This window comes from Deltaproteobacteria bacterium (assembly GCA_029210625.1).
Lineage (GTDB): Bacteria > Myxococcota > Myxococcia > SLRQ01 > SLRQ01 > JARGFU01.
Map to the genome: position 1 here is coordinate 16967 of JARGFU010000026.1, position 24659 is coordinate 41625.

The following is a 24659-nucleotide window of genomic DNA, read 5'->3' on the forward strand; positions in this document are numbered from 1 at the left end:
TCGCTAGACCGTGTGGCGGGCGACGAGCTTCGAGAGCGTCCCGGCGAGGTTGTCGAGCTCCCGGGCGGCGCCCTCGGTGCTCCGGGTGGCCTCCTCGGTGTCGCGGGTGGCCTGGCGGATGCTGCGCATGGCCTCGGAGACCTGATCGATGCCGAGGGCCTGCTGGCGGGAGAGGGCGGCGATCTGCCGCGCCGACTGGATCGACTCCTCGATGATGTTGGCGAGCTGCTGCAGGGTGTCGCCGGTGCGGTGGGCGAGCTTCACGCCGGCGTCGGCCTTCTTGGCGCCCTCCTCGGTGACCATCACCGCGTTGTTGGTGGCGGCCTGCACGTCGCCGACGATGGCGCGCACCTGCCGCGTGGCCTGCTTGGACTGCTCGGCCAGGTTGCGCACCTCGGAGGCGACCACCGCGAAGCCGCGGCCCCGCTCGCCGGCCTTGGCCGCCTCGATCGAGGCGTTGATGGCCAGCAGGTTCGACTGCTCGGCCAGCTCGCTGACCGACGCGACGATCTCGCCGATCTTCTGGTTCTTCTCGGAGAGGGAGAGGATGTTCCGGGCGATGGACTGCACCTGATCGCGCAGCTCGCGCATCCCCTCCAGGGTGGACTCGACGGCGCCCATGCCCTCGTCGAAGGAGCCCTGGGCGGCCTCGGTGGTGCCGATGACCGACTGGGCCCGCTCGGCGGCCTGCTCGGCGGTCTGCCGGACCTCCTCGACGGTGGTGGTGATCTCGGCCACCGCGGCGGCCTGCTCCGAGGCGCCGGTGGCCTGCTGGGTGGCGGTGGTCAGGAGGTTGCCGCCGGCGGTGCCCAGGTCCTTGGTGGCCTGCTGGATCTCCCGCGAGAGGCGGTGGAGGCTCTCGGCGGTGATGTCGAGCTGGCGGCCCAGGGCGATCACGGCGTCGCCCTCTCCGGCGAGGATGACGGCGGTGATCTCCTTCGAGCGCCCGCCGAGGGCCCGCGCCAGATCGATCACCGTGAGGATCTGCCCCTCGACGTAGGTCAGGCCCGCGGCCAGGGGCGGCGCGTTCGGCAGGGGGGTCAGGTCGGAGACCGCCACCACCCGGTCGATCTCGGTGAGGCCCACCGCGCAGCGCAGCTCGCCCACCCGCACCACCAGCACCTCGTCCTCCTCGACCAGGGCGGCCTCGGGATCGCTGCGGCGGGCGAGCACCTCGGCGCGATCGCGCAGCAGGGCCTCGAGCTCCTCGGGGCCGAGGCGCTCCTCGGGGCCGGGTCGATGGTTCATCTAGGGGTGCCCTCCGCTGCGCATCCCCTCCCCCCCGCAGGAGCCGAGGAGGGAGAGGAGGGTCTGGTGGAGCTCGGCCCGGGAGAGCCCGCCGCCGCCCTCCACCGGGGTGTCGTCGGCGCCGGCGCCGGCCTCGACCAGCTTCAGGGCCTGCTGGTACCAGTCGCAGGCGGCCTCCCGCCGGCCGAGGGTCGAGAGGAGGTTGCCCATGAGGTAGCGCCCCATCAGGCTGTCTGGCTCACGGGCGAGGAGCCGATCGAGGGACTCGGCGGCCTCGTCGAGGTGGCCGCTGTCCAGCTCGACCAGGGTGAGGATGACCAGCGCCTCGCTCTCCTCGCCGGGCAGGCCCGTGGCGCTCTGGAGGAGGTGCCGGGCGTCGTCGTGGCGGCCCTGGTCCGCGGCGAGGCGGGCCATGGTCACCGGGGAGATCGGCGAGAGCTCGACCGCCGGGCCGCCCCCGTCCGCGCTCGTCTGCCGCGCCCGGGCGGCCCGCCGCGCGGCGCTGCGGGCCATCGCGCCGCCGTCGCCCAGGCTGCCGCGGCGCCGGGCCGGGGTATGGAGGCGGCCGGGCCGCGGGGCGACCTCGCTCGCGGTGGAGGGCAGGGCGGGGGCGCGCCGCGCGGCGCCGTCCTCCCGCTGGTAGACGATGACCCCGTCGACGTCGATGGAGGTGAAGCCCGGCGGGATCCGGGCGGCGCCCTCGGCCGGCCCGAGGACCAGGATGCCCCCCGGCCGCACCGCCGACTGGAAGGTGGCGAAGGCCGCCTCGAGGGCCGGGCGATCGAAGTAGATGAGCACGTTGCGGCAGACGACCAGGTCGAAGGTCGCGCCGCCCGGCGAGCCCTTCAGCAGGTTGTGCTGCTCGTAGGCGATGGGCGCCCTCACCGCCGCGTGGGGCTCGTAGTGCTTGTCGATCTGGCGGAAGTAGCGCTCCCGGATGGAGTCGGGCACGCCGCGGAAGGACCACTCGCCGTAGTGGGCCCGGCGGGCGCGGGTCAGCGCGGCGCTGGAGAGGTCGGTCGCCAGGATCTTGATCTCCTGGGGGCCGCCCTCCTCCCGGGCCTCGAGGAGGGTGATGGAGAGGGAGAGGGGCTCCTCACCGGTGGAGCAGCCGGCGGACCAGGCCTGGAGGGCGCCGCCGCCGATCCGGCCGCGCCCCCGGGCCTCGGCGGCCTGCTCGAGCACCAGGGTGCGCACCGCCTCGAGCTGCATGGGGTGCCGCAGGAAGTAGGTCTCGTGGTTGGCCAGCTGCTCGATGAAGCGGGCGAGGCGCGCCGGCTCCTCGGAGAGCAGGCCCTCGGCGGTGTGCTCGGGGTCCCGCCCGTGGGTCGAGAGGCCCTCGAGGAGGAGCGGGAAGCGCTGGCCGCCGAAGTCGAGGCCGAAGCGCCGCCGGATCACCTTCACCAGCCGGCTGATCGCGGGAGGCCGGCGGGCTCCCACCACCGTGGGGCTCATGCCTCCTCCTTCGGCTCTTCGGGCGGGTCGGGCTGCTTCACCTCCTGCACCAGGGCCGCGGTCCTCGGATCGAGGAGCCCGTCCACGTCGAGCACCGCCACCGGCGAGCCCTCCCGCAGGAGGTAGCCCACGACGAAGGCCGGCGCCGAGGCCGAGCGGGGGGTGCTCGTGGGAGAGCCCTCGATCAGGCCCTCGATCGAGTCGATCTTGAGGGCGACCTGGTCCTCTTCCCGGGAGAGCACCAGGAGGAAGTCGGCCTGGCAGGGGGGCTGGATCTTCAGCCCCAGCCGGTGGGCCGGATCGACCACGACCAGCAGCTCCCCCCCGAGGTTCAGCACGCCCAGCACGTCGGGGGGGGCCTCGGCGACCGGGGTGGGCCAGGCCAGCCGGAGGGCCTCCTCGACCCGCTCCACCGGGACGGCATAGCACTCGCTGGAGACGGAGAAGGAGAGGAACGAGGTCATCAGGGGGGGTTGGCCAGGCAAGTGGGCCGCCGCGTAGTATAGCCCGGAGTCCCGAAGGAGGATCGAGCCCTTCCCTTCCTCCGGATCCGCTATCATCGAGGCGCCTCTTTCCCCCCGGGCCGATGACCTCCAAGCCAGAGCACCCCAAGAAGATCCTCGTCGTCGATGACATGCGCACCATCCAGGTGCTGCTGCCGGTCTACCTCGTCGGGCGCTTCTACGAGTTCCAGTCCGTGAGCTCGGCGAAGGAGGCCCTCGAGGTGATCGAGGACTTCGGTCCGGACCTGATCATCAGCGACGTGAACATGCCGGACATGGGGGGCTCCCAGCTCTGCGAGGCGATCCGCCAGCACGAGCGCTTCGGGCAGACGCCGGTGGTGCTGATGTCCGGCAGCGTGAACCGCAGCGAGCTCGACGCCATCGGCGCGGTCAGCAAGGCGAGCGCGGTGGTCTCCAAGCCCATCGATCCGGAGAAGCTCGCCACCATCGTCCACGACCTGCTCGAAGACGACGATTGAAGAGCGGGGGGAGCTCTGCTCCCCCCACACCCCCCAGCTCGAGAAGGGGGTCCACAGGACCGCTGCGCTGCGCCGGCTGGGCGCCGCCTCCGCGCGCTTCTGCCCGAGGGACTACTTCACGTCCGGGTTCGGGACTCTCTCGATGACGGGGGAGGCGTTGAAGGCCGCGGAGCGCAGGAACTCCATCGAGGCGTGGATGGCCTCGGGGCGGTTGAAGATCACGAAGTGGTCCTCGTTCTTCCACTGGAGGAAGGCGCCGGTGGCGTCGCCCGCGAGGTTCTGGCGGGCGGGGGAGTCGACCGGCGCGAGGCCCGCCAGATCGAAGCTCTGGGAGGGCACCTCGATCGGGCGCATCACCGGCAGGCCGGCGGCCACCGCCATGGCCGTGGCCGTGCGCCAGGGCGTGGCGGCGTCGGTGGAGCCCGAGGTGACCAGCATGTTCGGGGTCGGCGCGCCGTCGCGGCGCTCGAGCCAGTAGGGGGAGTAGGCCAGCGGATCGGTGACCTCGGTGAGGAGCTGCACCAGCCCGACCAGGGGGTGCAGCTCGGTCAGCGGCTCGGTGGCGGTGTCCAGCTCGACCAGCTCGACCACCAGCGCGGCGATGTCGAAGGGGTCCTTGCGCTCCATCGCGGTGATCGAGAGGCCGCCCCCGGCGCCCGAGAGCACCCAGGTGCCGATGTCCTTCTCCACCGCCGCGGCCAGCGAGCCCGAGAGCCCGCCGTGGGAGTGACCGAAGAAGGAGACCCGGTCGGGGTCGAAGCAGAGCCGGCTGCCCCCCCGCGCGACGGTGGCGGGGACCTCGAGGGACTCGCGCACGAAGCGGGTCAGGGAGAAGGTGTCGGCGGCCGACTGGCGGAAGCCCGAGCGGGCCGAGTCGGGGTTGAGGAAGTTGAAGGACATCATGTCCACGTCGAAGACCTTCCCCTCGCCCCGGGGGCCGTGGAGGGGCTGGTCCAGGCCGATCCCCGCCAGCCCCCGCCCGGCCAGCCGCCCGGCGGTGTCGTAGGAGAAGCCGTAGGCGCTGCCGCCGGTGCCGTGGGCGTACTCGACGATGGGGTAGCAGGCGCCGCCGTCACCCGGGGGACCCTGGGGCACCGTCAGCACGAAGCGCAGGCTCTCGGTGCGGAAGGGGAGGGGCTCGCCGGTGACGGGGTCGCGGTGGAGGTTGCCGCCCTCGGCGCCGTAGGGGACCGTGCCCTCCTGGTAGTTGGGCGAGTCGAAGCGCCCCTCGTAGACGTCGTAGCGCACGTTGCGCCCGGCGGCCCACTCGAAGCGCCGGGTGAGCCAGCTCTCGCCGTTCTGGCCGATCGGCTGCCAGTCGGCCGTGAGGGCCGGCGCCGGCAGGTCCTCGTGGATGTTCCGGTAGATCGCCTCGAGGTCGTCGACGGTGCTCTGGGTGGTGAAGACCGTGGCCGCGGCGAGGGTGGAGAGATCGACCCCCTCCTCGCCGAGCAGGTCGGTGAGGGGGCCGTGGATCAGGGCCAGCGCCGAGGCGAGGCCGGCGTCGACGCTGGCGCCCTCGCAGGCCAGGGGCGCGCCGATCGACTCGGCGAAGAGCGCCGGCGGGGTGAGGGGCTGATCGTCGGCGCCCAGCACCTCGGTGGTCAGCCAGAGGGCGTAGGTGGTCTTCGGCCGCAGGGGGAAGCCCCAGGCGGTCGCCACCGAGAGGGAGTCGGCGGTGAGGAAGGAGCTGCCCGAGGTGTCGTAGCGCCAGCGCAGGGGGAAGCGGCGGCCCCGCTCCGGGGAGGCGGGGTCCACGTCCACCAGCTGGATCGGCGCGTCGGCCTCGAGGAAGGCGGCCGGATCCGTGGGGATGCTGGCCGGCGAGACCGGGCCGTTGAAGGAGAGGTGCACCGGCGCGTTCAGGCCGAAGCCGTCGAGGGTGCCGGCGGTCAGCAGGTACTCCTCGATGAGGTCGGTGCCCGAGGGGTTGGGGAAGTCGCGCACGTCGGGGGAGCCGGAGGCGAGGGTTCGAAGGTTCGAGGGCCAGGGGAAGGCGAGCCAGCGCGCGGCCTCCGAGTCGCCGCCCCCGCCCGGCGCGTAGCGGACCTGGAGGGCGTCGGGAGAGCAGGGATCCACCTTCCCGCCGTTGGGTCCGCAGGCGGTGACCAAAAGAAGCAGAAGGGCGGCGGTGATGCGGGGCATGGAAGCTCCTCCGGGAGGGAGGCTGGAAGCTATCGAGCGGGTATCGAGGCGGCAAGGAGAAGGGACCTTACAGCCCTTCCGTCCACGTACACGTCCACGTACACGTCCACGTACACGTCCACGTACACGTCCACGGCTTCTCCCGGTCACCCGGCCCACTCTCGAGGAGCCCGGGTCACCGGCACGGCTCACGGCTCACGGCTCACGCGGGTGTCCAGCGAGCCGTGAGGTGAAGCGAGCTATACGTGTACGTCGACGTGCACGACCGATCGTCGTTGGTGGACCGGCGCTGCCCGGGGGGATATTTCGTCCCCTCGATGATCAACCGGATCACCCTCCTCGTCGCCCTCGTGCTCCCCGCGGCCGCGCTGGCCCAACGCCAGGCGCCCTGGGGAACAGGCGAATCCCGCGGCGAGGATTTGAAGATCTCCCTGGTCACCTTCGGCGACGGGGACACGATCCCCGAGTGGTTCGGCCACACGGGCCTGCTGGTGCAGGACACCCGCCTGGGTCAGGAGCTGATCTACAACTTCGGCTACTTCGACTTCGGGCCGGACATGCTGCCGAAGTTCCTGATGGGCCGGCTGGAGTTCTGGGTGGGAGACGAGCTCCCCGCGCGCTCCTTCAGCTTCTACCAGAAGCGCCTCAATCGCTCGGTGCGCCTCCAGGAGCTGAACCTCTCTCCCTCGCGCCGCCTCGAGATGGCCCGCAAGCTCGCCATCGCCGTCCGTCCCGAGAACCGCACCTACCTCTACCACCACTACGACGACAACTGCGCCACCCGCATCCGCGACCTCATCGACGAGGCGACCGGCGGGCAGTTCGAGGAGCAGAACAGCGGCCCGGCCACGATGCCCCTGCGGGATCACACCCGCCGGCACTTCGAGCGGAGCTTCTACGTCAACCAGGTCCTCATCTACTGGATGAACGACGAGATCGACCGCGAGATCCGGGTCTGGGACGAGATGTTCCTGCCCTCGGTGATGGAGGCGCGGGTGGACGCGGCCACCTACGTGGACGAGAGCGGCCAGACGGTGCCGCTGGTGAAGTCTCGCAAGACCCTCTTCGAGGCGAAGCGCCCGGCGGTCCCCGAAGAGGCGAGCACCACCTGGCCCTTCGCCCTGCTCTGGGGCCTCCTCTTCGGAGGCGGCGCTTTGCTGCTGGTGCGCTGGCACCAGAAGAGCGGCAAGAAGCTGCCCCGCACCCTGCTTGCGCTCGAGCATCTGCTGATCGGCCTGCTCGCCGGCTTCCCGGCGCTGGTGCTCTGCTTCTTCTGGTTCACCGAGCACACGGTGACCCACTTCAACGAGACCAACCTCCTGGCGAACCCCCTGACGGCCCTGGCCTTCCCCCTGGGGATCGGCCTCTTCTGGGGCTCGAGGCGCGCCATCCGCTGGCTCTCCTTTTCCTGGACGGCGCTGGCGATCACCTCGGCCCTGCTCGTCGTGCTGAAGCTCCTGCCCGCCTTCGATCAGCACGTGATCGATCCGGTCGCCTTCTTCCTCCCGCTCAACGTCGGGATGGCCCAGGCCCTGTGGCGCCTGCACCGGGGCGCCGCCGCCTGATCCTCAGGAGACGCCGGGCAGGCCCTCGGGCAGCTCGCAGAGCTGCGCGCCGAAGGTCCAGCGGGGGGTGTCCCAGGCATCGAGGCGATCGGTGAAGGCGAGCCAGCGCCGCTCGGCCTCGAGCTCCAGGCCGGAGGACTGGGCCCGGCGCCAGGCCAGGAGGCGCACGAAGCGCTCGCCGACCCGATCCTCTCGCTTCTGGCACTCCTCGCAGATCACGGCGAGGGCCTCCCCCTGGGCGTCGAGGTCCTCCTCGAGGAGCGCCGCGAGGGTCTCGACGGTGAGGATCAGATCCCAGCGCCGGGAGCGCTCGGCGTAGCGGCGGTTGCGATAGACCAGATCGGGCAGATCGCCGCGGACCTCCCCCGCGAGCAGCTCGGCGATGGCGCCGAGGAGCTGGCAGCGGGCGGACTGATCCCCGGCCTCGATGTGCTCGGCGAGCTCCTCGAGGACCTGACTGCGCGCGCGCACGCCCGCCAGATCGCCGGAGAAGAGGGCCTCGGTGAGGTTGACGATGAAGAGCTCGAGGGCCTCCCAGGGGATCTCGATCTCGAGGTTGGTGGCGGCGGCAAAGGCGCGCGCCTTGCCGGCCTCCTCCCAGCGGCCCTCCATCTCCCGCAGGTTGGCCCGGGGGATCTCCGCCTCGTGGATCAGCCGGCTCCCCACCGGCTCGTGGCGTTGCAGCTCCTCGGTCTCCTCCACCAGCACCCGCAGGGTCTGGTGGTCGGCCCGGCGGCCGCAGAGCTCCATGTGGTCGTAGTGGTAGTGGAAGAAGTAGGTGGGGATGTGAGCGCGGGCGCTGCGGGGCGGCAGGAGGCCCCGGGCCACCCCGAACTCGCCGAGGTTGATCAGCACCGAGATCAGCGCCGAGGTGATGGAGTGCCGCAGCGGGCTCTCGGGGCCGGCCAGCGCCCGGACCTCCTCCAGCGCCTCGCGCGCCTCCAGGAAGAGCCCCCGCCCCCAGGCGTTCCAGCCCCGGACCATCCCGACGTGGGGAACGAGCTCCGGGGCCAGCGGCTCGAGCGCCTCGGCTCGCCGCAGGGCCTCCTCGGCGGGCTCGTACTCGGCGAGGAAGCTGTAGCAGCCGGCCTGGATCACCGCCATCCGGGCCTGCTCCGTGGGGAGGCCGAGGCGCTCGGCGTCGCCCTCGACCCGCGCGGCCAGGTCGATCGAGGCCCGCCAGTCCGCCATGAACTGCAGGCCCCGGGCGATGAGCCCCTCGGCCACGCAGAGCTCGGCGGGGTCCTCGAGGCGCTCCACGGCGATGCGCGCCAGCCGGAGGGCCTCCTGATCGGCGCGGGCGAAGGTGGCCCGCCGGGCGCCGACCAGGGCCGCCCGCCCGGCGGCCTCGCGCTCGCCGAGGGCCTCGAGGTGCTCGAAGGCCTCGGCGGAGGAGGCCCCGCCCCGCTGCTCGAGCGCCGCCAGCGCCTGCCGGTGGAGGGTCCGGCGCTCGGCGAAGGAGAGGGTGTCGTGCACCACGGTGCGCTCGAGGTCGTGGGCGAAGCGGTAGGTGCGACCTGGCCCGGCCCGCAGGACGCCCAGCTGGAGGAGGCGGAACAGCGCCTCGCGCACGGCCTTCGAGCCCTCCTCGGCGACGAGCAGATCGAGGGCCGAGAAGTCGAAGATCGGCGGCGCGATGGCCGCCGTGTCGAGGACCCGCCGGGCGAGGGGCTCGAGGCGCTCGAGGCGCTCGCGGATCGCGTCCTCCACCGTCGCCGGGATCGCCTCTCCGCCGGCCGCGGCGGCCAGGGCGAGCTGCTCCAGGAAGAGGGGGTTGCCCCCGGCCCGGTGGGTGATGGCCTCGGCCTCCCCCAGGGAGAGCGAGGGGGCGTGGTGCTTCACCAGCGCCAGGGCGCCGGTGCGCTCCAGCTCCTCGAGCACCAGGCGCTCGCCGAGGTTGGGCAGGGAGACCCCCGGCCGGGTCGTGGCCAGCAGGGCCCCGCCGCGGGAGAGCAGGGGCGGGAGGAGCTGCCGCCAGGCGGCCAGGTCGTCCTCCCGGGCCAGGTGCAGGTCCTCGAGGATCAAGACCACCTTGTCCCCCCCGACCGAGAAGCTCTCGGCCAGGGCGTCCACCAGATCCGCGCGGCTCTCGCTCACCGGCACCTGCAGGCTCCCGGCGACCTCCCCCAGGGTACGGAACGCCTGGTAGCCCCCGAAGTGACCGAAGGCGATGCGCCGCCCCTCCTCGCGCAGCCGCCGGGAGGCCTCGCGCACCAGGCGGCTCTTGCCGATGCCCAGCTCTCCCTCGAGGATCAGCGCGCCGGGCCCGCGCCGGCGCTCCGGGTCCTCGAGGGCGCAGTGGGCGAGGATCTGCGTGAGCTCCCGGTCGCGGCCGATGAGGGGCGCGCGCTCCTCCACGTAGGCCTGGAACTCTCCGCTGTAGCCTCCGCCGAGCCGACAGAGGGCGATGGGCCGGGCGAAGCCCTTGGCCTCGAGGGGAGGGAGGGCGACCGAGGTCACGGTGGTGAGCTGCTCGGCGGTCGGTCCGTCGCAGTAGACCTCCCCCGGCGGCGTCGCCTGGAGGATCCGCGCGGCCCGGTTCACCGGCTCGCCGACCGCCGACACCTCGTGCCGCAGGGGGGCGCCGAGGACCCCGGCGAAGACCCGGCCCGAGGTGATGGCCACGCCCAGCCCCAGCTCGTCGGCCAGCCCCCTGCCCGCCTCGGCGGCGCGGGCCAGGGCGTTGGGCGAGGCCGAGGGGATGCCGAAGAAGGCCAGGATCACCAGACCCTTGTCGCCGGCGTCGATCTTCTGCACGTGGCCGCCGACCCGGGCGATCAGCTTCGCGGCCCGCGAGAGGGTGTTCTCGACCTCGGCGAAGCTCGCCGGCTCGGCGCGGGCCAGGCCCACCCGGGCGAAGAGGATCACCCCGGGGCGGTGCTGCCCCGCGCGGCGGGGCTGGAGCAGGCCCTCCCAGACCGGGGCGGAGAGGAAGGGGCGCAGGCGCTCGACGATCTCCTTCGGGGTGCCCGACAGCGCGGCGGTCGAGTTGACCGTCGAGCCGTCGGAGTCGGCGATCGGCGGGATCGGGGGAGACGGGAGCGGGGTGTGGGCGCGCTCCTCGGGCGGCGGCCGGGCGGTGATCTCCCGGAGCTCGCCCTCCTCGTGGAGGTAGAGGCTGTCGACCCGGGCCTCCTGCATCGCGCGGGCGGCGGCCCGGGGCGCCGGGCCCAGGACCACCGGGTGCCGCGCGGAGGACGAGCCCACGACGCCGAGGGTGAGCTCACCGTCGGCGAGCCCGAGCCGCGCCCCGGCGGTGTCGGTGGCGAGGATGCCGTGCGCGGCCTGGTGGGCCCGGGCGCGGCGCCGCGCGGGATCCGGATCCTCGAAGAGGGCGGTGAAGCTGTCGCCGGCGAAGGAGACGATGTCCCCCCGGGCGGCGAGCACGGGCGCGAGCACCGCCTCGTACCAGCGGTTGAGGAGCTCGAGGGTCTCCTCGGGGCCGGCCGCCCCCTTGCGGGTGAGGCGGTTGGTGGTGTCGGCGAAGCCGGCGAGGTCGCAGACCAGCACCGAGGCCTCGAGCTGGCGCGGGGCGTCGAAGCCCGCGTCCGATCGCGACCGCTCCACCACCCAGCGGGGGAGGTGGGGCGTGGCGGCGATCAGGAGCTCGAGGGGATTCGACACGGTGACGCGATCGGGGCGGAGGGCTTCCGGCGAAGAGTGTACTTCAGGGCTCCCCGGCGAGGCCCGCCAGGCCGTGCACGACGAGGGGCTCGACGAGGCTCGATGAGTGCTCGATAGGTGCTGCTCGATAGGTGCCAGCCCCTTAGCAGAGAGGCCTCGTCGGGTCCTCGGATCTCGTGATTACAGGGGGTTGGGTGAGTGGGGCGGGGGATCTGCTAAGTGCCTGGCACCTATCAGGGCAGCACCTATCGGGGCACCCATCAAGAGGTTGCTTCGGGGAGGGCGGTGGACCTACCTTGACGCAGCATGTCAATGCCTGGCCAGCGATCGGGGATCGAGCGGGCCCGGACCCGGCGGCTCGCAGCGATGCGCGCCGATCCGGGCCGCGGGGGCTGCGGCATCGTGGCGCTCGGAGAGCTGACGGCGCCCGCCTCGCACGAGCTCGTGAAGCTCGCCCTGCGGGCCATCGCCCGGATGGAGCACCGCGGCGGCACCCTCGAGGGGACCGGTGACGGCGCGGGCCTGCTCCTCAAGCCCGAGCGCAGCTTCTTCGAGGCCTTCCTCGCGCCCGGCAAGCACCTCCCCGATCCCCGCGAGCCGCTCATCGTCGGGGTGGCCTACTTCCTCCCCGGCGAGCGAAACATCCGCCAGCACCAGCGCGCGGTGGACGCGACCCTGCGCCGCCTGGGCCTCGCCCCCCTGGGCTGGCGCGAGGTGCCCACCGACCCCTCGGTCCTCGGCAGTCGGGCCCGGGAGGACGTCCCGGCGATCCACCAGGTGCTGGTGGGCAAGGGCCACCTGCGCGAGTCGCAGCTCCCGCTCGTCCTCCACGAGGCGAAGAACTCGATCGAGGAGCAGCACGGCGGCGCCATCGCCCTGCCCTCCTTGCAGCCCTACACCACCGTCTACAAGGTGCTGGGCACCGCCCGCCAGCTCGAGGCCTTCTACCCCGACCTGCACGACCCCCGCCTCGCGACCCGCGTGATCCTGGGCCACCGCCGCTTCGCCACCAACACCTTCTCGAACTGGCACCTGGTCCAGCCCTTCCGGCTGCTGGCCCACAACGGCGAGATCAACACCATCACCGCCAACGTGCGGGCCGCCCAGGACATCGACAGCGCGCTCCACTTCCAGTGCCGCCTGATGCCCAGCGGCAGCGACTCGGCCCAGCTCGATCGGGTCGCCGAGATGATGGCGGTCCACGGCATGCGCGACGTGGCGGAGGCGCTGCGCCGCCTGATGCCGCCGCCCTGGCAGGAGGAGGAGCGCCCGGAGCGCGAGCGCCGCTTCTTCGAGGCCAACGGCCGGGCGATGGGAACCCTCGCGGCCTGGGAGGGCCCCGCGGCGATCACCGCCACCGACGGCCACCTCCTGGTCGGGCTCATCGACCGGATGGGCCTGCGGCCCCTGCGCTGGGCCCGCACCCACGCGGGGAGGGTGGTGATCTCCAGCGAGATGGGGGCCGTGCCCCTGCCCTTCGAGGAGATCGCCGCCGACGGTCAGCTCGAGCCCGGCGAGATGATCATCGCCGACCTGACGACCGGCGAGCTCCACGCCCCCGAGCAGACCACCGCCTTCATCCTCGAGCGCTCGAAGCTCGACTTCCAGGGCCTCTCCACCGAGGGGCTCTCCTCGGTGGCCACCGTCCACCCGGACAAGGAGGCCCTCACGACCCGGGCCCTCAACATCTTCGGCTGGACCCGGGAGCGGGTGCGCGACCTGCAGGCCACGGTGAAGGAGAGCAGCCCGCCGGTGCGCTCGATGGGCAACGATCTACCGCTGGCCATCTTCAGCGGGAACCCCTCGCGCCTCTACTCCTTCCTCGCGCAGATCGTGGCGGTGGTCACCAACCCGCCCATCGATCCCTTGCGGGAGGGCGGGGCGATGGACACCCGGGTCTACCTCGGGCGCTCACCGAAGATGAGCAAGCTCTCGCAGTTCCGGACCTGGCCCCAGGTCGAGCACCCCCACCCGGTGCTCACCAACGAGGACATCGCCGGCCTGCTCGAGGGCGGCGAGCCGGATCTGGCGGCCCGCCGCTTCGACGCCACCTTCGAGGACAGCTACCGGGGCGCCCGGGGCATGGTGCGCCGGATCCACGAGGTCGCCGAGGAGGTCGTGGAGGCGGTGAAGAGCGGGGTGTCGATCATCGTGCTCTCCGATCTCGAGGCGACCCGGGGCGCGCGCCTGCCGGTGCCGATGGTGCTGCTGGTGGGCGTGGTCCACCGGGCGCTGGCCAGCCGCGGCCTGCGGCGGAACGCCAGCCTCGTCGTCGAGACCGGCGAGGTGCACGAGGGCCACGACCTCGCCGCGCTCCTGGCCTACGGCGCGACCGCCGTGAACCCCTACGCGATGTTCCACATCGCCCGCGAGACCCGGGGCCTGACGCCCGAGGCGGCCTGCCAGAGCCTGGTGGGGGCGCTGGTCGCCTCCCTGCGGCGCATCATGAGCAAGATGGGCATCACGACCCTGGCGGGCTACCGGGGCTCGTCCCTCTTCGAGGCCATCGGCCTCTCCGAGGAGCTGGTCGACTACTTCCTGCCCGACACCGCCTCCTTCGTGGGGGGCCTGACCCTCGACGAGGTGTACGGCGACATCCGGGCGCGCGCCGGGATGGACGACGCGTCGATCCAGCGCAACGCCAACAAGCCCCTCTACCGCAAGGAGGTCACCGACACCCTGCAGCTGGTGGCCCGGCAGGGCAACGCCGAGGGCGACTACGATCGCTTCGCGAAGCTCGTCGCCGAGTCGCCGCCGGTCTACCTGCGCGATCTGCTCGAGCTGGACATCGCCGGGGACCCCACCGCCCGGCCCCTGCCCCTCTCGGACGTCGCCTCCGCCGCCGAGCTCATCCGCTCGACCGTGCGCGGCGCGGGCATGAGCCACGGCGCCCTCCACTCCACCGCGCAGCGGGCCATCGCCGCGGCCTTCAACCACTTCGGCTCCTTCTCCAACTCGGGCGAGGGCGGTGAGGACGAGCGCCGCAACCCGGGCGGGCCCTGGGAGGGCGACCGCAGCCGCGCGCGGCAGGTGGCCTCCGGGCGCTTCGGCGTCGACGCCACCTACCTGATGGGCGCCGACGAGCTGGAGATCAAGATCGGGCAGGGCGCCAAACCCGGGGAGGGCGGGCACCTGCCCGGCCACAAGGTCACCGCCGAGATCGCCAAGATCCGCAAGGTGCGCCAGGGGGTGCCCCTGATCTCACCGCCCCCCCACCACGACATCTACAGCATCGAGGACCTCTCCCAGCTCATCACCCACCTGCGGCAGGTGAACCCCCGGGCCCGGATCGCGGTGAAGGTCCCGGCGGTCACCAACCTCGGCACCATCGTGGTGGGGGTGGCGAAGGCCGGCGCCGAGGTGATCACCATCAGCGGCGCCGAGGGCGGCACCGGCGCGGCCTACGTGGGCAGCATCAAGCACGCGGGCCTGCCCCTCGAGCGAGGCCTGGCCGAGGCCCACCAGCACCTGGTCCAGAGCGGGATCCGGCACCGCACCCGCCTGCGCGCCGACGGCGGGCTGAAGTGCGGCGCCGATCTCGCCAAGGTCCTGGCCCTCGGCGCCGACGAGGTCTCGCTGGGCACGGTCCTGATGGTCGCCGAGAACTGCGTCTTCTGCCGCGGCTGCAACAAGGGCACCTGCCCGGTGGGCATCGCCACCCAGGACGACGAGATGCACCAGCGCTTCATGCGCCGGGGACGCGAGGACGAGATCACCGAGTCGACCCCCCTCGACGCCCGCCACCACGAGGCCAAGCAGGGGGTGATCCGCTACCTCGAGTGCCTCGGGGAGGATCTGCGCGCGCGCCTCGCGGCCCTCGGCCTGCGCCACGCCAGCGAGCTGACCGGCCGGGTGGACCTCCTGCGCCAGCGCCGCACCGGCCAGCCCCGCTGGGATCACGTCGATCTCTCGGACCTGCTGGTCGACCTGCGCTCGGGCGGCCCCGCGCCCCGCCAGGCCCTGCCCGCGCTCCACGCCGCCTCCACGGCCAAGAACCGGGAGATCCTCGAGGCGGCCGCCGCCGGCGACCGGATCGAGCTTTGGACCGACAGCGCCGAGCACGGGCTCGGGGCGACCCTCGCCGGCGAGCTGGCGGGCACCCCAGCGCCGGGGCGCGTGGTCCGCCTCGAGACCACCGGCTACGCCGGGCAGGGGCTGGGCTTCGCCGCCACCCGGGGCATGGAGCTGCGCCACGTGGGCTACGCCAACGACGCGGTGGGCGAGGTGATGGGCGCCGGCGCGCGGATCGTGGTGCTGCCCGCCCCCAGCCTCGGCCTGGAGGAGGGCGCGCAGCCCAGCCTGGTGGGGAACGCCGCGGCCTACGGCGCCACCGGCGGCACCCTGCTCATCGCCGGGCGGGCGGGCCAGCGCTTCGGCGTGCGCAACTCGGGCGCGACCCTGATCTGCGAGGGCGCGGGCAAGTACGCCTTCGAGTACATGACCGGCGGGGTCGGCGTGCTGCTCGGCAGCTGCGGGCCCTGCATCGGCTCGGGGATGACCGGCGGCCTGCTCTACTTCCACGACCCCGAGGGCGGGACGCGCGCGCACCTCCACCGGGACGTCGCCGCGCACGCGGGCGAGCTCGAGGCCGAGGACCTCGCCCGCCTCGGGGCGCTCCTCGAGGAGCACCTCGAGCAGACCGGCAGCGCCCGCGCCCGCAGCCTGCTCGCCGGGCGGGAGGGGCTCGCCGCGAGCTTCTTCCGGGTGCGGGTCGCCTAGGCCGAGTGCAGCCGCGGCGCGTCGAGGTGGTAGCGGATCGCCGCTAGGAGCTCGTCGCGATCGAGGGGCCCGGCCAGGAAGTCGTCGCAGCCGGCGTCGTAGCCCTCCTTCTTCCGCGCGAGCTGGGCGGCGCTGCCGAAGAGCACCACCGGGATGGTCCGGGTCTCGCGCCCGAGGCGCAGCCGGCGGCAGGTCTCGATGCCGTCCAGGCCGGGCATCGCCGCGTCCATCAGGATCAGGTCGGGCTGCTCGCCCGGGGCCAGCCGCAGCGCCTCCAGCCCGCCGCGGGCATAGGTCAGCTCGCAGCCGGCCGGCTTGAGGAGCTTGCGGACCCGGACGAGCGCGAGGCTGGAGGCATCGACGAGGAGGATCTTGGGGGCGCGCATCGTCCCGGTGGAAAAGCAAGCCGCGTGCCCGAGCGCCTCGCCCTCCAACCCCCCGGAAAGAGGGGATCTCGAGGGGGCGACCCTCCCCGCCCGGCGCCCCTCCAGTCTCGAATTCAGGAATCCGCGATTGACCCCTGTGGAGGGCGGTTGCTACTTACCCGGGGACGCCTGGGACGACCCCGGGGGACCGGGGTGAAACGATGGCGAGCAAGATTCTCCTGCTGGAAGACGAGCGAGTCGTCCGGCTGGCGCTGCGCAAGGGGCTGGAGGCCGGGGGGCACGAGGTCCACGAGGAGGAGAGCGTCGCCGGCGCCATCGCGGCCCTCCAGGATCGCAGCGTCGACCTGGCCGTCATCGACTACCGCCTGCCCGACGGCACCGCCATCGACGTGCTCGAGCGGATCGAGAAGGAGGGGCTCTCCCTGCCGGTGGTGGTGCTCACCGCCCACGGCTCGATCGAGCTCGCGGTCGAGACCATCCAGAAGGGGGCGAGCCAGTTCCTCACCAAGCCGGTGGAGCTCTCCGCGCTGCGGGTGCTCGTGGACCGCCTCCTCGAGAGCGCGCAGCGGCAGCGCCGGGACGAGGCCAGCTCCCGCACCAGCCGCACGACCCTGGACCCCTTCGTCGGCACCAGCGACGCGATCCGGCGGGTCGAGGAGCAGGCGCGGCGGGTGGTCGAGGTCGGGCGCCCGATCCTGATCCTGGGGGAGACCGGCACCGGCAAGGGCGTGCTCGCCCGCTGGTTCCACGAGGGGGGGCCGCGCAGAGGCGAGTCCTTCGTCGACCTCAACTGCGCGGGCTTCGCCGCCGAGCTGCTCGAGAGCGAGCTCTTCGGTCACGAGAAGGGCTCCTTCACCGGCGCGACCGTCGCCAAGAAGGGGCTCTTCGAGGTGGGGAACCGCGGCACGGTCTTCCTCGACGAGCTGGGGGACATGGACCTGCGCCTCCAGCCGCGCATGCTGAAGGTCCTCGAGGAGAAAAAGCAGCGGCGGGTCGGCGGCGTGCGGGACATCCCCATCGACGTGCAGATCATCGCCGCGACGAACCAGGACCTGAACGAGCTGGTCGAGGAGAAGAAGTTCCGCTCCGACCTCTACTTCCGGATCAACACCCTGCCGATCGAGCTGCCGGCCCTGCGCGAGCGCGCCGAGGATCTGCCGCTGCTCGCCGAGGTCTTCCTCCAGCGCTTCTCCCAGGAGTTCCGCAGCACGGCGCGGACCCTCTCGCCGGCGGCCCTCCGGGCGCTGCAGGCCCACCACTGGCCGGGCAACATCCGCGAGCTACGCAACGTCCTCGACCGCGCCCTGGTCCTCTCCACCGGGGAGGTCATCGAGCCGGACGTCCTCTTCCTGCCCGGCGGCGCCGGTCCCGGCCCGAGGGTGGGCGGGGGCCCGGGCGAGGGCGCCGACCTCTCGAAGATGAGCCTGCGCGAGGTCGAGCGCTGGCACATCGAGCAGGTGCTGGCCGGCGTGGACGGCCTGGTCGAGGACGCCGCCGAGATCCTGGGCCTCTCGCGCAGCGCGCTCTACCAGAAGATCAAGAAGCACGAGATCGTCATCCCCCGGAGCTGATCCGGGGGGGATCGTCCTTCTCCTTCTCGCGGCTCTCGTCGAAGATGGCGCCGAGGCGGCCGCGCAGTCCGTCCCGGGCCTCGGCCAGGCCCTCGACCAGCTCTCGCTGATCCTCGTCGAGCTTCGTGTCCTGGAGGAGCTCGATCATCCCGTCGATGCCGGCGAGCTGGTTGATGATCCCGTGGCGGCGCTCGGGATCCAGGTAGCTCTCGCGAGCGCGGGGGCGCCGGCCGAGGAGGAGCGCGGCGAGGGCCGCCCCCGAGAGGAAGGCCAGCACGAGGAGCGCGGTGTGCAGCGGGGTCATCGTCACCCGCAGGCTACCACCGGCGCCCGCTCCGCTGGTGGGTCCGGCTGCGCCGAACCAGTTCGGGGGCATCCTGGATCCTGGACCGCGTATGGTGATCGGGATGCGAGCCGGGGTTTTCTGGTCTAATCGGAGCCGATGGAGGCCCCTCTCCTCTGAGGAGAGGCTCTTGCAAGAGGGCCGAGCGATGAGGATCCCGCAGTGAGCACCGTCCTGGCGGTCTACCTGACGCTGGGCGTCACCTTCGCCGTGCTGGTCGGGGTCGAGCGCAAGCGCTACCTGAGCCTCTGGGCCCTGGCCTTCCTCGCGCTGGTCTGCTGGGAGACCTACCTCGACCTGTGGCGGCTGGGGATCCTCGAGTCCCTCGAGTCCATGGTGGGCGACGTGCTCAAGGGGATCTCCGGGCTGCTCCTGGTGATCGGCGTCTACCAGCTGCTGGGGGCGCGCCCCCCCCGCTACTGGCCCGTCGTCGCGGCGGTGACCCCGGCCCTCGAGTTCGGCCTGGCCGGGCTCTGGCGTGCCCACCCGCTCTTCCCGCCGCCCCTCACCCTCTTCCTCGTCCTCGCGTTGGGCTACACGGCGTACCGGATCTGGCGGGTGCCGGAGGGAGGCTGGGGGAGGATCTTCGCCTCGCTCTTCCTGGCCTTCGAGGGGATCTACAACGCCCTCCTGCCCTACCTCGTCCTCCAGCCCTGGTTCTCCCGGTGGAACGCCTTCCTCGACGTCGCCCTCATCCTCGGGGTCTCCCTGGGGGTCATCGTGATGCACTTCGAGCGGGTCCGCGCCGAGGCCGATGTCCGGCTCGCCGACTACCAGCGCCTCTTCGAGGGGGCCCGGGAGGGCCTCTTCCGGGGCGACCTGCAGGGCCGGCTGCTCTCCGCCAACGCGGCGTTGATGCAGCTGCTCAAGCTCGAGGAGCTCGAGCCCCCCCACACCCTCGACCCCGGCCTCGTGCCGCCGGGCTTCGTGGAGCGCATCCTCGTCGAGGGCGAGGTGGAGGGCGTGCCCCTGCGCCTCGAGCGGGCGGACGGGACGATCGCCGAGGTGGAGATCACGGCGAGCCTGGTCCGGGCCGAGGACGGCAGCCCGCAGCGCATCGATGGCCGGGTGGTGGAGGTCACCGAGCGCCACCGCATCCGGGCCCGCATCGAGTCGGGGCAGCGGATGGAGGCCCTCGGGCGCCTCGCCGGAGGCGTGGCCCATGGCTACAACAACCTCCTCACGGCGATCCTGGCCGGCGTCGAGCAGGCCAGCGAGTTCCTCCCGGCCGGCACCGAGGGCCACCAGGGGCTGCTCCAGGTCCGGGAGAGCGTGGAGCAGGGCGCCCGGCTCACCCGCCAGCTCCTCTCCTTCGCGCGGCGCGACGTCGTCCACGGCGAGCGCCTCGACCTCGGCGAGGTCCTCGAGCAGACCCAGCTGCTCCTCGGGCAGCTCCTCACCGAGCGCATCCGGCTCTCGCTCGAGCTCGCCGCGGGGGAGCTGCCGGTCCGCTGCGCCCTCTCCCAGCTCGACCGCCTGATCATGAACCTCGCCCTGAACGCCCGCGACGCGATGCCGGGCGGCGGAGAGTTCACCCTGCGCTGTCACGAGGGAGACAACCTCGCGGGCGTGCCCGGGGTGGTGCTGGAGTTCGAGGACAACGGCGAGGGCATGACGGAGGAGGTGAAGGAGCGCGCCTTCGAGCCCTTCTTCACCACCAAGGACGAGGCCAGCGGCAGCGGGCTGGGGCTCTCGGCGGTCTACGGGATCGTCAAGCAGCTCTCGGGGGAGATCCTCCTGGAGAGCAGCGAGGGCGTGGGGACCCTGGTGCGGATCTGGCTGCCTAAGGCCGAGCTCACCCGCCAGGAGCGGGCCCGGGCGATCGCCGACCGCAAGGCGGAGCTCGGGAGGGTGCTGGTGGTCGAGGACATGCCGGTGATCCGGACCTTCATCGAGCGGGTGCTCACCCGCGCCGGCGCCGAGGTCCGGGTGGCCGCCAGCGGCCCCGAGGCGCTCGAGGCGGCGGCCGGCACGCGCTTCGACCTGCTGATCACCGACGTGGTCATGCCCGAGATGACCGGGCCCGAGCTCGTGGAGCAGCTGCGCGCCCGGGAGCTGCAACCACCGGTCCTCTTCATCTCGGGGCACGCCAGCGACGAGAAGGCGCTCGAGGGAGACGAGCGGGCGGCCTTCCTGGCCAAGCCCTTCGCCTCGGCCCAGCTCCTCGAGGCGGTCTATCGCCTCGTGGATCGGGGAGCCTGATCCTTCAGGCGTCGGCCGGCAGGAAGATCGTGAAGGCGGTCCCCTCGCCGGGGGCGGTCTCGAGGTGGATCCGGCCGCGCCTCCAGCACCCCCGGGGCGAGCATGATGATGTTGAGCACGTTGTTGAGGTCGTGGGCGATGGCCGCGCTGATCTGCGCCAGGTCGACGTACTGCTCGACCTGCTCCAGCTTCGAGCGCATCTTTGCGCGCTCCTCGTTCAGGCACCGGACCGCGAGGTAGTCCAGCCGGCGGTTGCGGTGGAAGTAGAGGATGAACCCCGCTGCCACCAGCAGGGCGAGGGTGAGGATGGCGAGGGCCATGCCGTGCCCGACCCGGAGCGGGGTGAGCCCCAGGAGGGTGGCCGCCACCCCGATGGCCCAGAGGCTGCTCGAGGCGAGGAGGGCCGGGCCGAGTCGGGAGGGCATCGTGCAGCCGACGATGACGATCAGCCCCCCGAGGAAGACGACCATCCGGTTGTCGCCGGTGTACCGGCCGTAGATCGTCGCGAGGCCGGTGAAGCAGAGGGTGAAGAGGAGGAAGGCGACGAGGCCCACGCGCTCGAGGGCGGCGGGGGTCCGGGCGCGCTGCAGGACGAGGATCGCTCCAACACCGATCAGGATGGAGAGCAAACGCAGGCCGAGGGCGAGCCGGAAGAAGGTCTCCTGGTGGACCTCCACCCGGGCCGCGAAGTCCAGGTAGAAGCCGGAGGCGGTGGTCAGGAGGAGCAGCGCGAGGGAGGTGACGAGGAGCCGCCGATCGGTGACGAAGCGCGCCTCCCGGAAGTCGGCCTCGAGGGAGGCGTCGAGGAAGCGGCCTCGCCTCCAGTCGATCTCCATCGGAGCGGGAGCTTTGTCCGGCTGCGACCTCACTGTCATCTGGATCCCTCGGCCCCGCTCTCCGGGATGACCCTAGGCGACCCGCCCCGGCGACCGGAGGTGGCATCTGGAGAGCAGGGTCGTGATGTGGTCGAGGGCGAGGATCCGCTCGGCGGCGCCGAGCTTCGCGGCGGCGGCGGGCATCCCGTAGACCAGCGAGGTCTCCTGGTTCTGGGCGACGGTCAGGGCGCCGGCGGACCGCATCTCGAGCAGCCCCCGGGCGCCGTCCTCTCCCATCCCGGTGAGGAGGACGCCCACCGCGCCGTCGCCCAGGTGACGCGCCACCGAGGAGAAGAGGAGATCCGCCGCGGGCCGGTGGTGCCGCAGGGGGAGGGCGTCGTGGAGGCGCACCTTCCGCTCGGCGCTGACCTCCAGGTGCTGGTCGTTCGGGGCGATGTAGACCCGGCCGGGCAGGAGCGGCTCGCCGTGGACGGCCAGCCCGATCTGGAGGGGCAGCAGCCCGTCGAGCCACTCGGCGAAGCTCGAGCAGAAGCCCGAGGAGATGTGCTGGACGATGAGGACGGGCGGCGCCGTCTCGGGCTGGAGCCTCGAGAGCACCTTGGCGATGGCCGGCGGACCTCCGGTGGAAGCCCCGATGGCGATCAGGCTCACCCGGTCGCCGGGTGGGGTGAGCAGCGAGGGGCTGGCCGGCGCCGCCGGGATCTCTCGCGCCGCCGGGATCTCTCGCGGCGCCGGGAGCCCCGGCCCGGCCGGAGGGGTCTCCGCCCGCCGGGGGGCGGGCTCGTCCAGGCACCGCCCCCGGCGCCCCACCACCTTCACCCCGGCCATCAGGTGGAGCCGGTGGCGCAGGGCCTCCCGGTCCCGCGCCAGCCCGAAGCCCACGTCGGCCTTGCGGATGACGTCCACCGCCCCCGCCTGCATCGCCTCGAAGGCGAGCTGGCTCTCCCGGCCCTTGCCCGCCTCGGTGATCACCACGATGGGGGTGGGGAGCGAGCGCATGATCTCCCGGGTGGCCGAGAGGCCGTCACCGCGGCTCATCTGGACGTCCATGGTGACCAGGTCCGGCTTCAGCCGGCCGCACTGCTCCACCGCGGTGGGGCCGTCGCTGCACTCCCCGACGACCACGAACTCCCCGGACTCCTCGAGGAGCTCGCGCAGGGAGACCCTGACGGTCGGAGAGTCGTCCACGATCAACGTCCGGATCAGGTTCATGGGATCGTTCGAGAGAGGCGCGAGCTCTGATCAGGGCTCACCCCGGGAGAAGAAGACTGAGACGCCGGCCAGGCCCCGCTGCCGGACGTAGATGGCAGAGCTTACCAGGACCGTCGGCGGCCTGAGCAGGGGGCGGGTGCCGGGACGATCGGCGAAGAGGCGTGGTGGTCCGGAGCTCCTCGACGATGCTGCCCGGCGCCTCGATCAGCGCGACGCCCCGCTCGAGGCGCAGGCGGTCCTCCTCACCGCCTCTCGCTCGTGGCCGTCGTCACATGAGAGGGCCGGCGGTCAGCGAAGAGAGGAGCGCCTCACCGTCCAGCACGAGGGTCAGGTCGGGGGCGAGGCCCCGGATGAAGCCCGACGCATCGCGCCCGGGGGAGGAGAGGCGGTCCGGATCCAGCCGGATGATCTCCTCGGCGCGATGGGTCAGGAGGGCAAGATGGCGGCTGCCAAGGCTGAGCAGGACGGCCCGCTTGGTCGAGGTCTGGTCGTGCGGCTTCACGCCCAGCACCTCGATGAGATCAGCCACCGGTACGATCGTTCCCTGGACCTGGATCACCCGGGAGAGGCGCCGGGGCGCCGTCGGCAGGGGGGTGACCCAGCGGGGCGTGACGACCCCGCCGACCAGCGCGAGGTCCACGGCGCAGCGGGCCTGCCCGATCCAGAAGGCGAGGTGCTGACGGTCCAGCCCCTCGGTGGAGGCGCGCTCGGTCCGGGCCAGGGTGGTCGCGCGCGCCTTCAGCTCGTGCTCGAGCTCGGCGGCGCTCCGGGCGACCTCGAGGCCCGCCTGCTCCCGCAGGAGGCGCTCCCGGATCTCGGCCCAGTCGAGGCCGCGGCGCGAGGGGGTCTCGCCCTGCTTCACGTCGGCCGGCCCCGCTCGGCGAAGCGGCTCAGCTGGGAGCCGGCGATCCGGGCCACCTCGGCCAGGGTGAGCTCGGGCGAGCAGCGCGGGGAGCCCTCGCTCGCGGCGAGCACCAGCGCGTTGCCCAGGGACTGCCGGGCGCCGGCGAGGTCGCCCTGCTGCTCGAGCACCATCCCCAGGTGCAGGTGGGCCGACGCGCAGCTCTCCTCCAGGTAGATGGCCTTGCGCAGGTAGGCCTCGGCGCCAGCGAGGTCGCAGCGCTCGAAGTGGAGGATCCCGCCGAGGAGGTGCGCCGCCGCATCGAGGGGGAAGGCGCGCAGGTGATCGGTGAGGCCGCGCAGGGCGTCCTCGTTCTCACCCCGGTCGGCCAGCCGGCGCACCTCGTCGAGGGAGCGGCGGTCGTCGGAGAGGCCCGTCGGGGAGGGAGGAGAGGGATCCGCAGGCCGACGTCGGTAGAGGTCGGGGGGGAGGGGGGGTTCAGCCGACGCCGGCCGCGGATCCGCAAGGGAGGAAGGAGAAGAGGGATCCGCGGGCCGACGCCGGTGGAGGTCGGGGGGGAGGGATTCGGCCGGCGCCGGCCGCGGATCCGAAAGGAAGGAGAAGATGTCGGGGGCCCTGCGAGGCAGGGGGATCACGCTCGCCAGGCCCTGCTCCGGCCCCGCGGGCTGCTCGGGGCGCTCGTGGCCCTCGGGGCGGCGGGAGAGGAGGGTCCCCGGCGCGATCTCGGTGGGCCAGGGGAAGGGGGGGGGCGGGTCCGAGGGACCCAGCACGAGGAAGGCGCCGGGCGCCATCGCGGCCCGCAGCCGCTCGAAGGCCTCTCGCGTCCGGGCCGCCGAGAGGTAGATCGAGACGTTGCGGAAGAAGAGGAGATCGAACTCGTGGGGGGCGGGCGCGGCGTCGGTGGTGACGCTCTGCTGGACGAAGGTGACGCCCCGCCGGTAGCGGGTCTGCAGGCGCCACTTCCTGCCCTCGCGCTGGAAGTGGCGCTCCTTCTCCACCGGGGTGAGGGTGCGCAGGGACCAGTCCGCGAAGAGGCCGCTGCGGGCCACGTCCAGGGCGTTCTGGTCGACGTCGCTGCCGACCAGGTTGATCGTCCAGGAGGCAGGATCGGGGAGGTGCTTCTCCAGGAGGATCGCCAGGGAGTAGAGCTCCTCGCCCCGGGAGCAGCCGGCGCTCCACACCCGCAGGAGCCGCGTGGAGGAGCGGCTCTCGATGAGGCGGGGCAGCACCCGGCGGCGCAGGGTCGCCATGGTCGCCTCGTCCCGGAAGAAGTAGGACTCGTTGACGGTGACCCGGGAGAGGAGGTCCCGCATGGCGGGGTCGTCGAGGGAGGCGCCGCGTAGATGGGCCAGGAGCTGCTCGGGGTGCTCGTGGCCCCGGGCGGCCGCGATCTGACGGAGGGTGCGGGCCAGCTCCGGGCGGTGCCGGTCGAGGACCCGGTGGCCGATCCGCGCGTCGAGCAGGGCGGCGGCCTCGTCGAGCCAGTGGCCCTCGGTCTGCGTCACCGGG

16 protein-coding genes are annotated in these 24659 nt (G+C 72.8%); 5 read left to right on the top strand and 11 right to left on the bottom strand.

Going from position 1 to position 24659, the window contains the following annotated elements; all coding sequences use genetic code 11:
- Positions 1–3: 3 nt before the first annotated feature.
- Genes P1V51_20560 through P1V51_20570 form a run of 3 tightly spaced genes read right to left on the bottom strand, consistent with a single transcriptional unit; the run spans position 4 to position 3167 of the window.
- Entirely contained in the window at positions 4–1248 is a 1245-nt protein-coding gene (locus P1V51_20560) for a methyl-accepting chemotaxis protein (protein MDF1565441.1), read from the bottom strand.
- Complete coding sequence (locus P1V51_20565) at positions 1249–2703, bottom strand: tetratricopeptide repeat protein (protein MDF1565442.1); 1455 nt, start codon at positions 2701–2703, stop codon at positions 1249–1251. It lies immediately after the preceding gene.
- On the bottom strand, positions 2700–3167 hold the full coding sequence (locus tag P1V51_20570) for a chemotaxis protein CheW (protein MDF1565443.1): 468 nt from the start codon (positions 3165–3167) through the stop codon (positions 2700–2702). The genes P1V51_20565 and P1V51_20570 overlap by 4 nt, the downstream gene beginning before the upstream one ends.
- Positions 3168–3289: 122 nt before the next feature.
- On the opposite strand from P1V51_20570, the gene P1V51_20575 reads away from it, so the two are divergent.
- Complete coding sequence (locus P1V51_20575) at positions 3290–3685, top strand: response regulator (GenBank protein ID MDF1565444.1); 396 nt, start codon at positions 3290–3292, stop codon at positions 3683–3685.
- Between the two features lie 111 nt (positions 3686–3796).
- On the opposite strand, the gene P1V51_20580 is transcribed toward P1V51_20575, so the two are convergent.
- Positions 3797–5830, bottom strand: a complete 2034-nt coding sequence (locus P1V51_20580; protein MDF1565445.1) for an alpha/beta fold hydrolase — start codon at positions 5828–5830, stop codon at positions 3797–3799.
- A 317-nt stretch (positions 5831–6147) separates the two neighbouring features.
- Between P1V51_20580 and P1V51_20585 the strand changes: the two genes are divergently transcribed.
- On the top strand, positions 6148–7395 hold the full coding sequence (locus tag P1V51_20585; GenBank protein ID MDF1565446.1) for a DUF4105 domain-containing protein: 1248 nt from the start codon (positions 6148–6150) through the stop codon (positions 7393–7395).
- A gap of 3 nt (positions 7396–7398) precedes the next feature.
- Here P1V51_20585 and P1V51_20590 read toward each other — a convergent pair whose 3' ends face one another.
- Positions 7399–11019, bottom strand: a complete 3621-nt coding sequence (locus tag P1V51_20590; GenBank protein ID MDF1565447.1) for an AAA family ATPase — start codon at positions 11017–11019, stop codon at positions 7399–7401.
- Positions 11020–11331: 312 nt separating this feature from the next.
- Between P1V51_20590 and P1V51_20595 the strand changes: the two genes are divergently transcribed.
- Positions 11332–15738 (top strand): glutamate synthase-related protein, encoded by a 4407-nt coding sequence (locus P1V51_20595; protein MDF1565448.1) that lies wholly within the window; start codon positions 11332–11334, stop codon positions 15736–15738.
- On the opposite strand, the gene P1V51_20600 is transcribed toward P1V51_20595, so the two are convergent.
- Positions 15735–16124: a response regulator gene (locus tag P1V51_20600; GenBank protein ID MDF1565449.1), complete on the bottom strand. Its 390-nt coding sequence runs from the start codon at positions 16122–16124 to the stop codon at positions 15735–15737. The genes P1V51_20595 and P1V51_20600 overlap by 4 nt on opposite strands.
- A gap of 200 nt (positions 16125–16324) precedes the next feature.
- Between P1V51_20600 and P1V51_20605 the strand changes: the two genes are divergently transcribed.
- Complete coding sequence (locus P1V51_20605) at positions 16325–17695, top strand: sigma-54 dependent transcriptional regulator (GenBank protein MDF1565450.1); 1371 nt, start codon at positions 16325–16327, stop codon at positions 17693–17695.
- Here the strand turns inward: P1V51_20605 and P1V51_20610 are convergent.
- Positions 17679–18071, bottom strand: coding sequence for a hypothetical protein (locus P1V51_20610; protein ID MDF1565451.1), 393 nt, complete (start codon positions 18069–18071; stop codon positions 17679–17681). The genes P1V51_20605 and P1V51_20610 overlap by 17 nt on opposite strands.
- Before the next feature lie 129 nt (positions 18072–18200).
- Between P1V51_20610 and P1V51_20615 the strand changes: the two genes are divergently transcribed.
- The gene (locus tag P1V51_20615) at positions 18201–20240 is read left to right on the top strand and encodes a response regulator (GenBank protein MDF1565452.1); all 2040 of its coding nucleotides are present in this window, start codon (positions 18201–18203) and stop codon (positions 20238–20240) included.
- Here the strand turns inward: P1V51_20615 and P1V51_20620 are convergent.
- From P1V51_20620 to P1V51_20635, 4 genes are all read right to left on the bottom strand, one after another.
- On the bottom strand, positions 20213–21076 hold the full coding sequence (locus P1V51_20620) for a hypothetical protein (protein ID MDF1565453.1): 864 nt from the start codon (positions 21074–21076) through the stop codon (positions 20213–20215). The genes P1V51_20615 and P1V51_20620 overlap by 28 nt on opposite strands.
- Positions 21077–21148: 72 nt before the next feature.
- Positions 21149–22288, bottom strand: coding sequence for a chemotaxis-specific protein-glutamate methyltransferase CheB (cheB, locus tag P1V51_20625; GenBank protein MDF1565454.1), 1140 nt, complete (start codon positions 22286–22288; stop codon positions 21149–21151).
- A 268-nt stretch (positions 22289–22556) separates the two neighbouring features.
- Positions 22557–23150 (bottom strand): chemotaxis protein CheW, encoded by a 594-nt coding sequence (locus tag P1V51_20630; GenBank protein ID MDF1565455.1) that lies wholly within the window; start codon positions 23148–23150, stop codon positions 22557–22559.
- Positions 23147–24655, bottom strand: a complete 1509-nt coding sequence (locus tag P1V51_20635) for a tetratricopeptide repeat protein (protein ID MDF1565456.1) — start codon at positions 24653–24655, stop codon at positions 23147–23149. Before P1V51_20635 ends, P1V51_20630 begins: the two co-directional genes overlap by 4 nt.
- Positions 24656–24659 lie beyond the last annotated feature (4 nt).

Excerpts from the sequence above, each read along its gene's own strand:
- P1V51_20560 (MDF1565441.1), bottom strand. The coding sequence starts at position 1,248 with ATGAACCATCGACCCGGCCCCGAGGAGCGCCTCGGCCCCGAGGAGCTC.
- P1V51_20565 (MDF1565442.1), bottom strand. The coding sequence starts at position 2,703 with ATGAGCCCCACGGTGGTGGGAGCCCGCCGGCCTCCCGCGATCAGCCGG.
- P1V51_20570 (MDF1565443.1), bottom strand. The coding sequence starts at position 3,167 with ATGACCTCGTTCCTCTCCTTCTCCGTCTCCAGCGAGTGCTATGCCGTC.
- P1V51_20575 (MDF1565444.1), top strand. The coding sequence starts at position 3,290 with ATGACCTCCAAGCCAGAGCACCCCAAGAAGATCCTCGTCGTCGATGAC.
- P1V51_20580 (MDF1565445.1), bottom strand. The coding sequence starts at position 5,830 with ATGCCCCGCATCACCGCCGCCCTTCTGCTTCTTTTGGTCACCGCCTGC.
- P1V51_20585 (MDF1565446.1), top strand. The coding sequence starts at position 6,148 with ATGATCAACCGGATCACCCTCCTCGTCGCCCTCGTGCTCCCCGCGGCC.
- P1V51_20595 (MDF1565448.1), top strand. The coding sequence starts at position 11,332 with ATGCCTGGCCAGCGATCGGGGATCGAGCGGGCCCGGACCCGGCGGCTC.
- P1V51_20600 (MDF1565449.1), bottom strand. The coding sequence starts at position 16,124 with ATGCGCGCCCCCAAGATCCTCCTCGTCGATGCCTCCAGCCTCGCGCTC.
- P1V51_20605 (MDF1565450.1), top strand. The coding sequence starts at position 16,325 with ATGGCGAGCAAGATTCTCCTGCTGGAAGACGAGCGAGTCGTCCGGCTG.
- P1V51_20610 (MDF1565451.1), bottom strand. The coding sequence starts at position 18,071 with ATGCCCCCGAACTGGTTCGGCGCAGCCGGACCCACCAGCGGAGCGGGC.
- P1V51_20620 (MDF1565453.1), bottom strand. The coding sequence starts at position 21,076 with ATGGAGATCGACTGGAGGCGAGGCCGCTTCCTCGACGCCTCCCTCGAG.
- cheB (MDF1565454.1), bottom strand. The coding sequence starts at position 22,288 with ATGAACCTGATCCGGACGTTGATCGTGGACGACTCTCCGACCGTCAGG.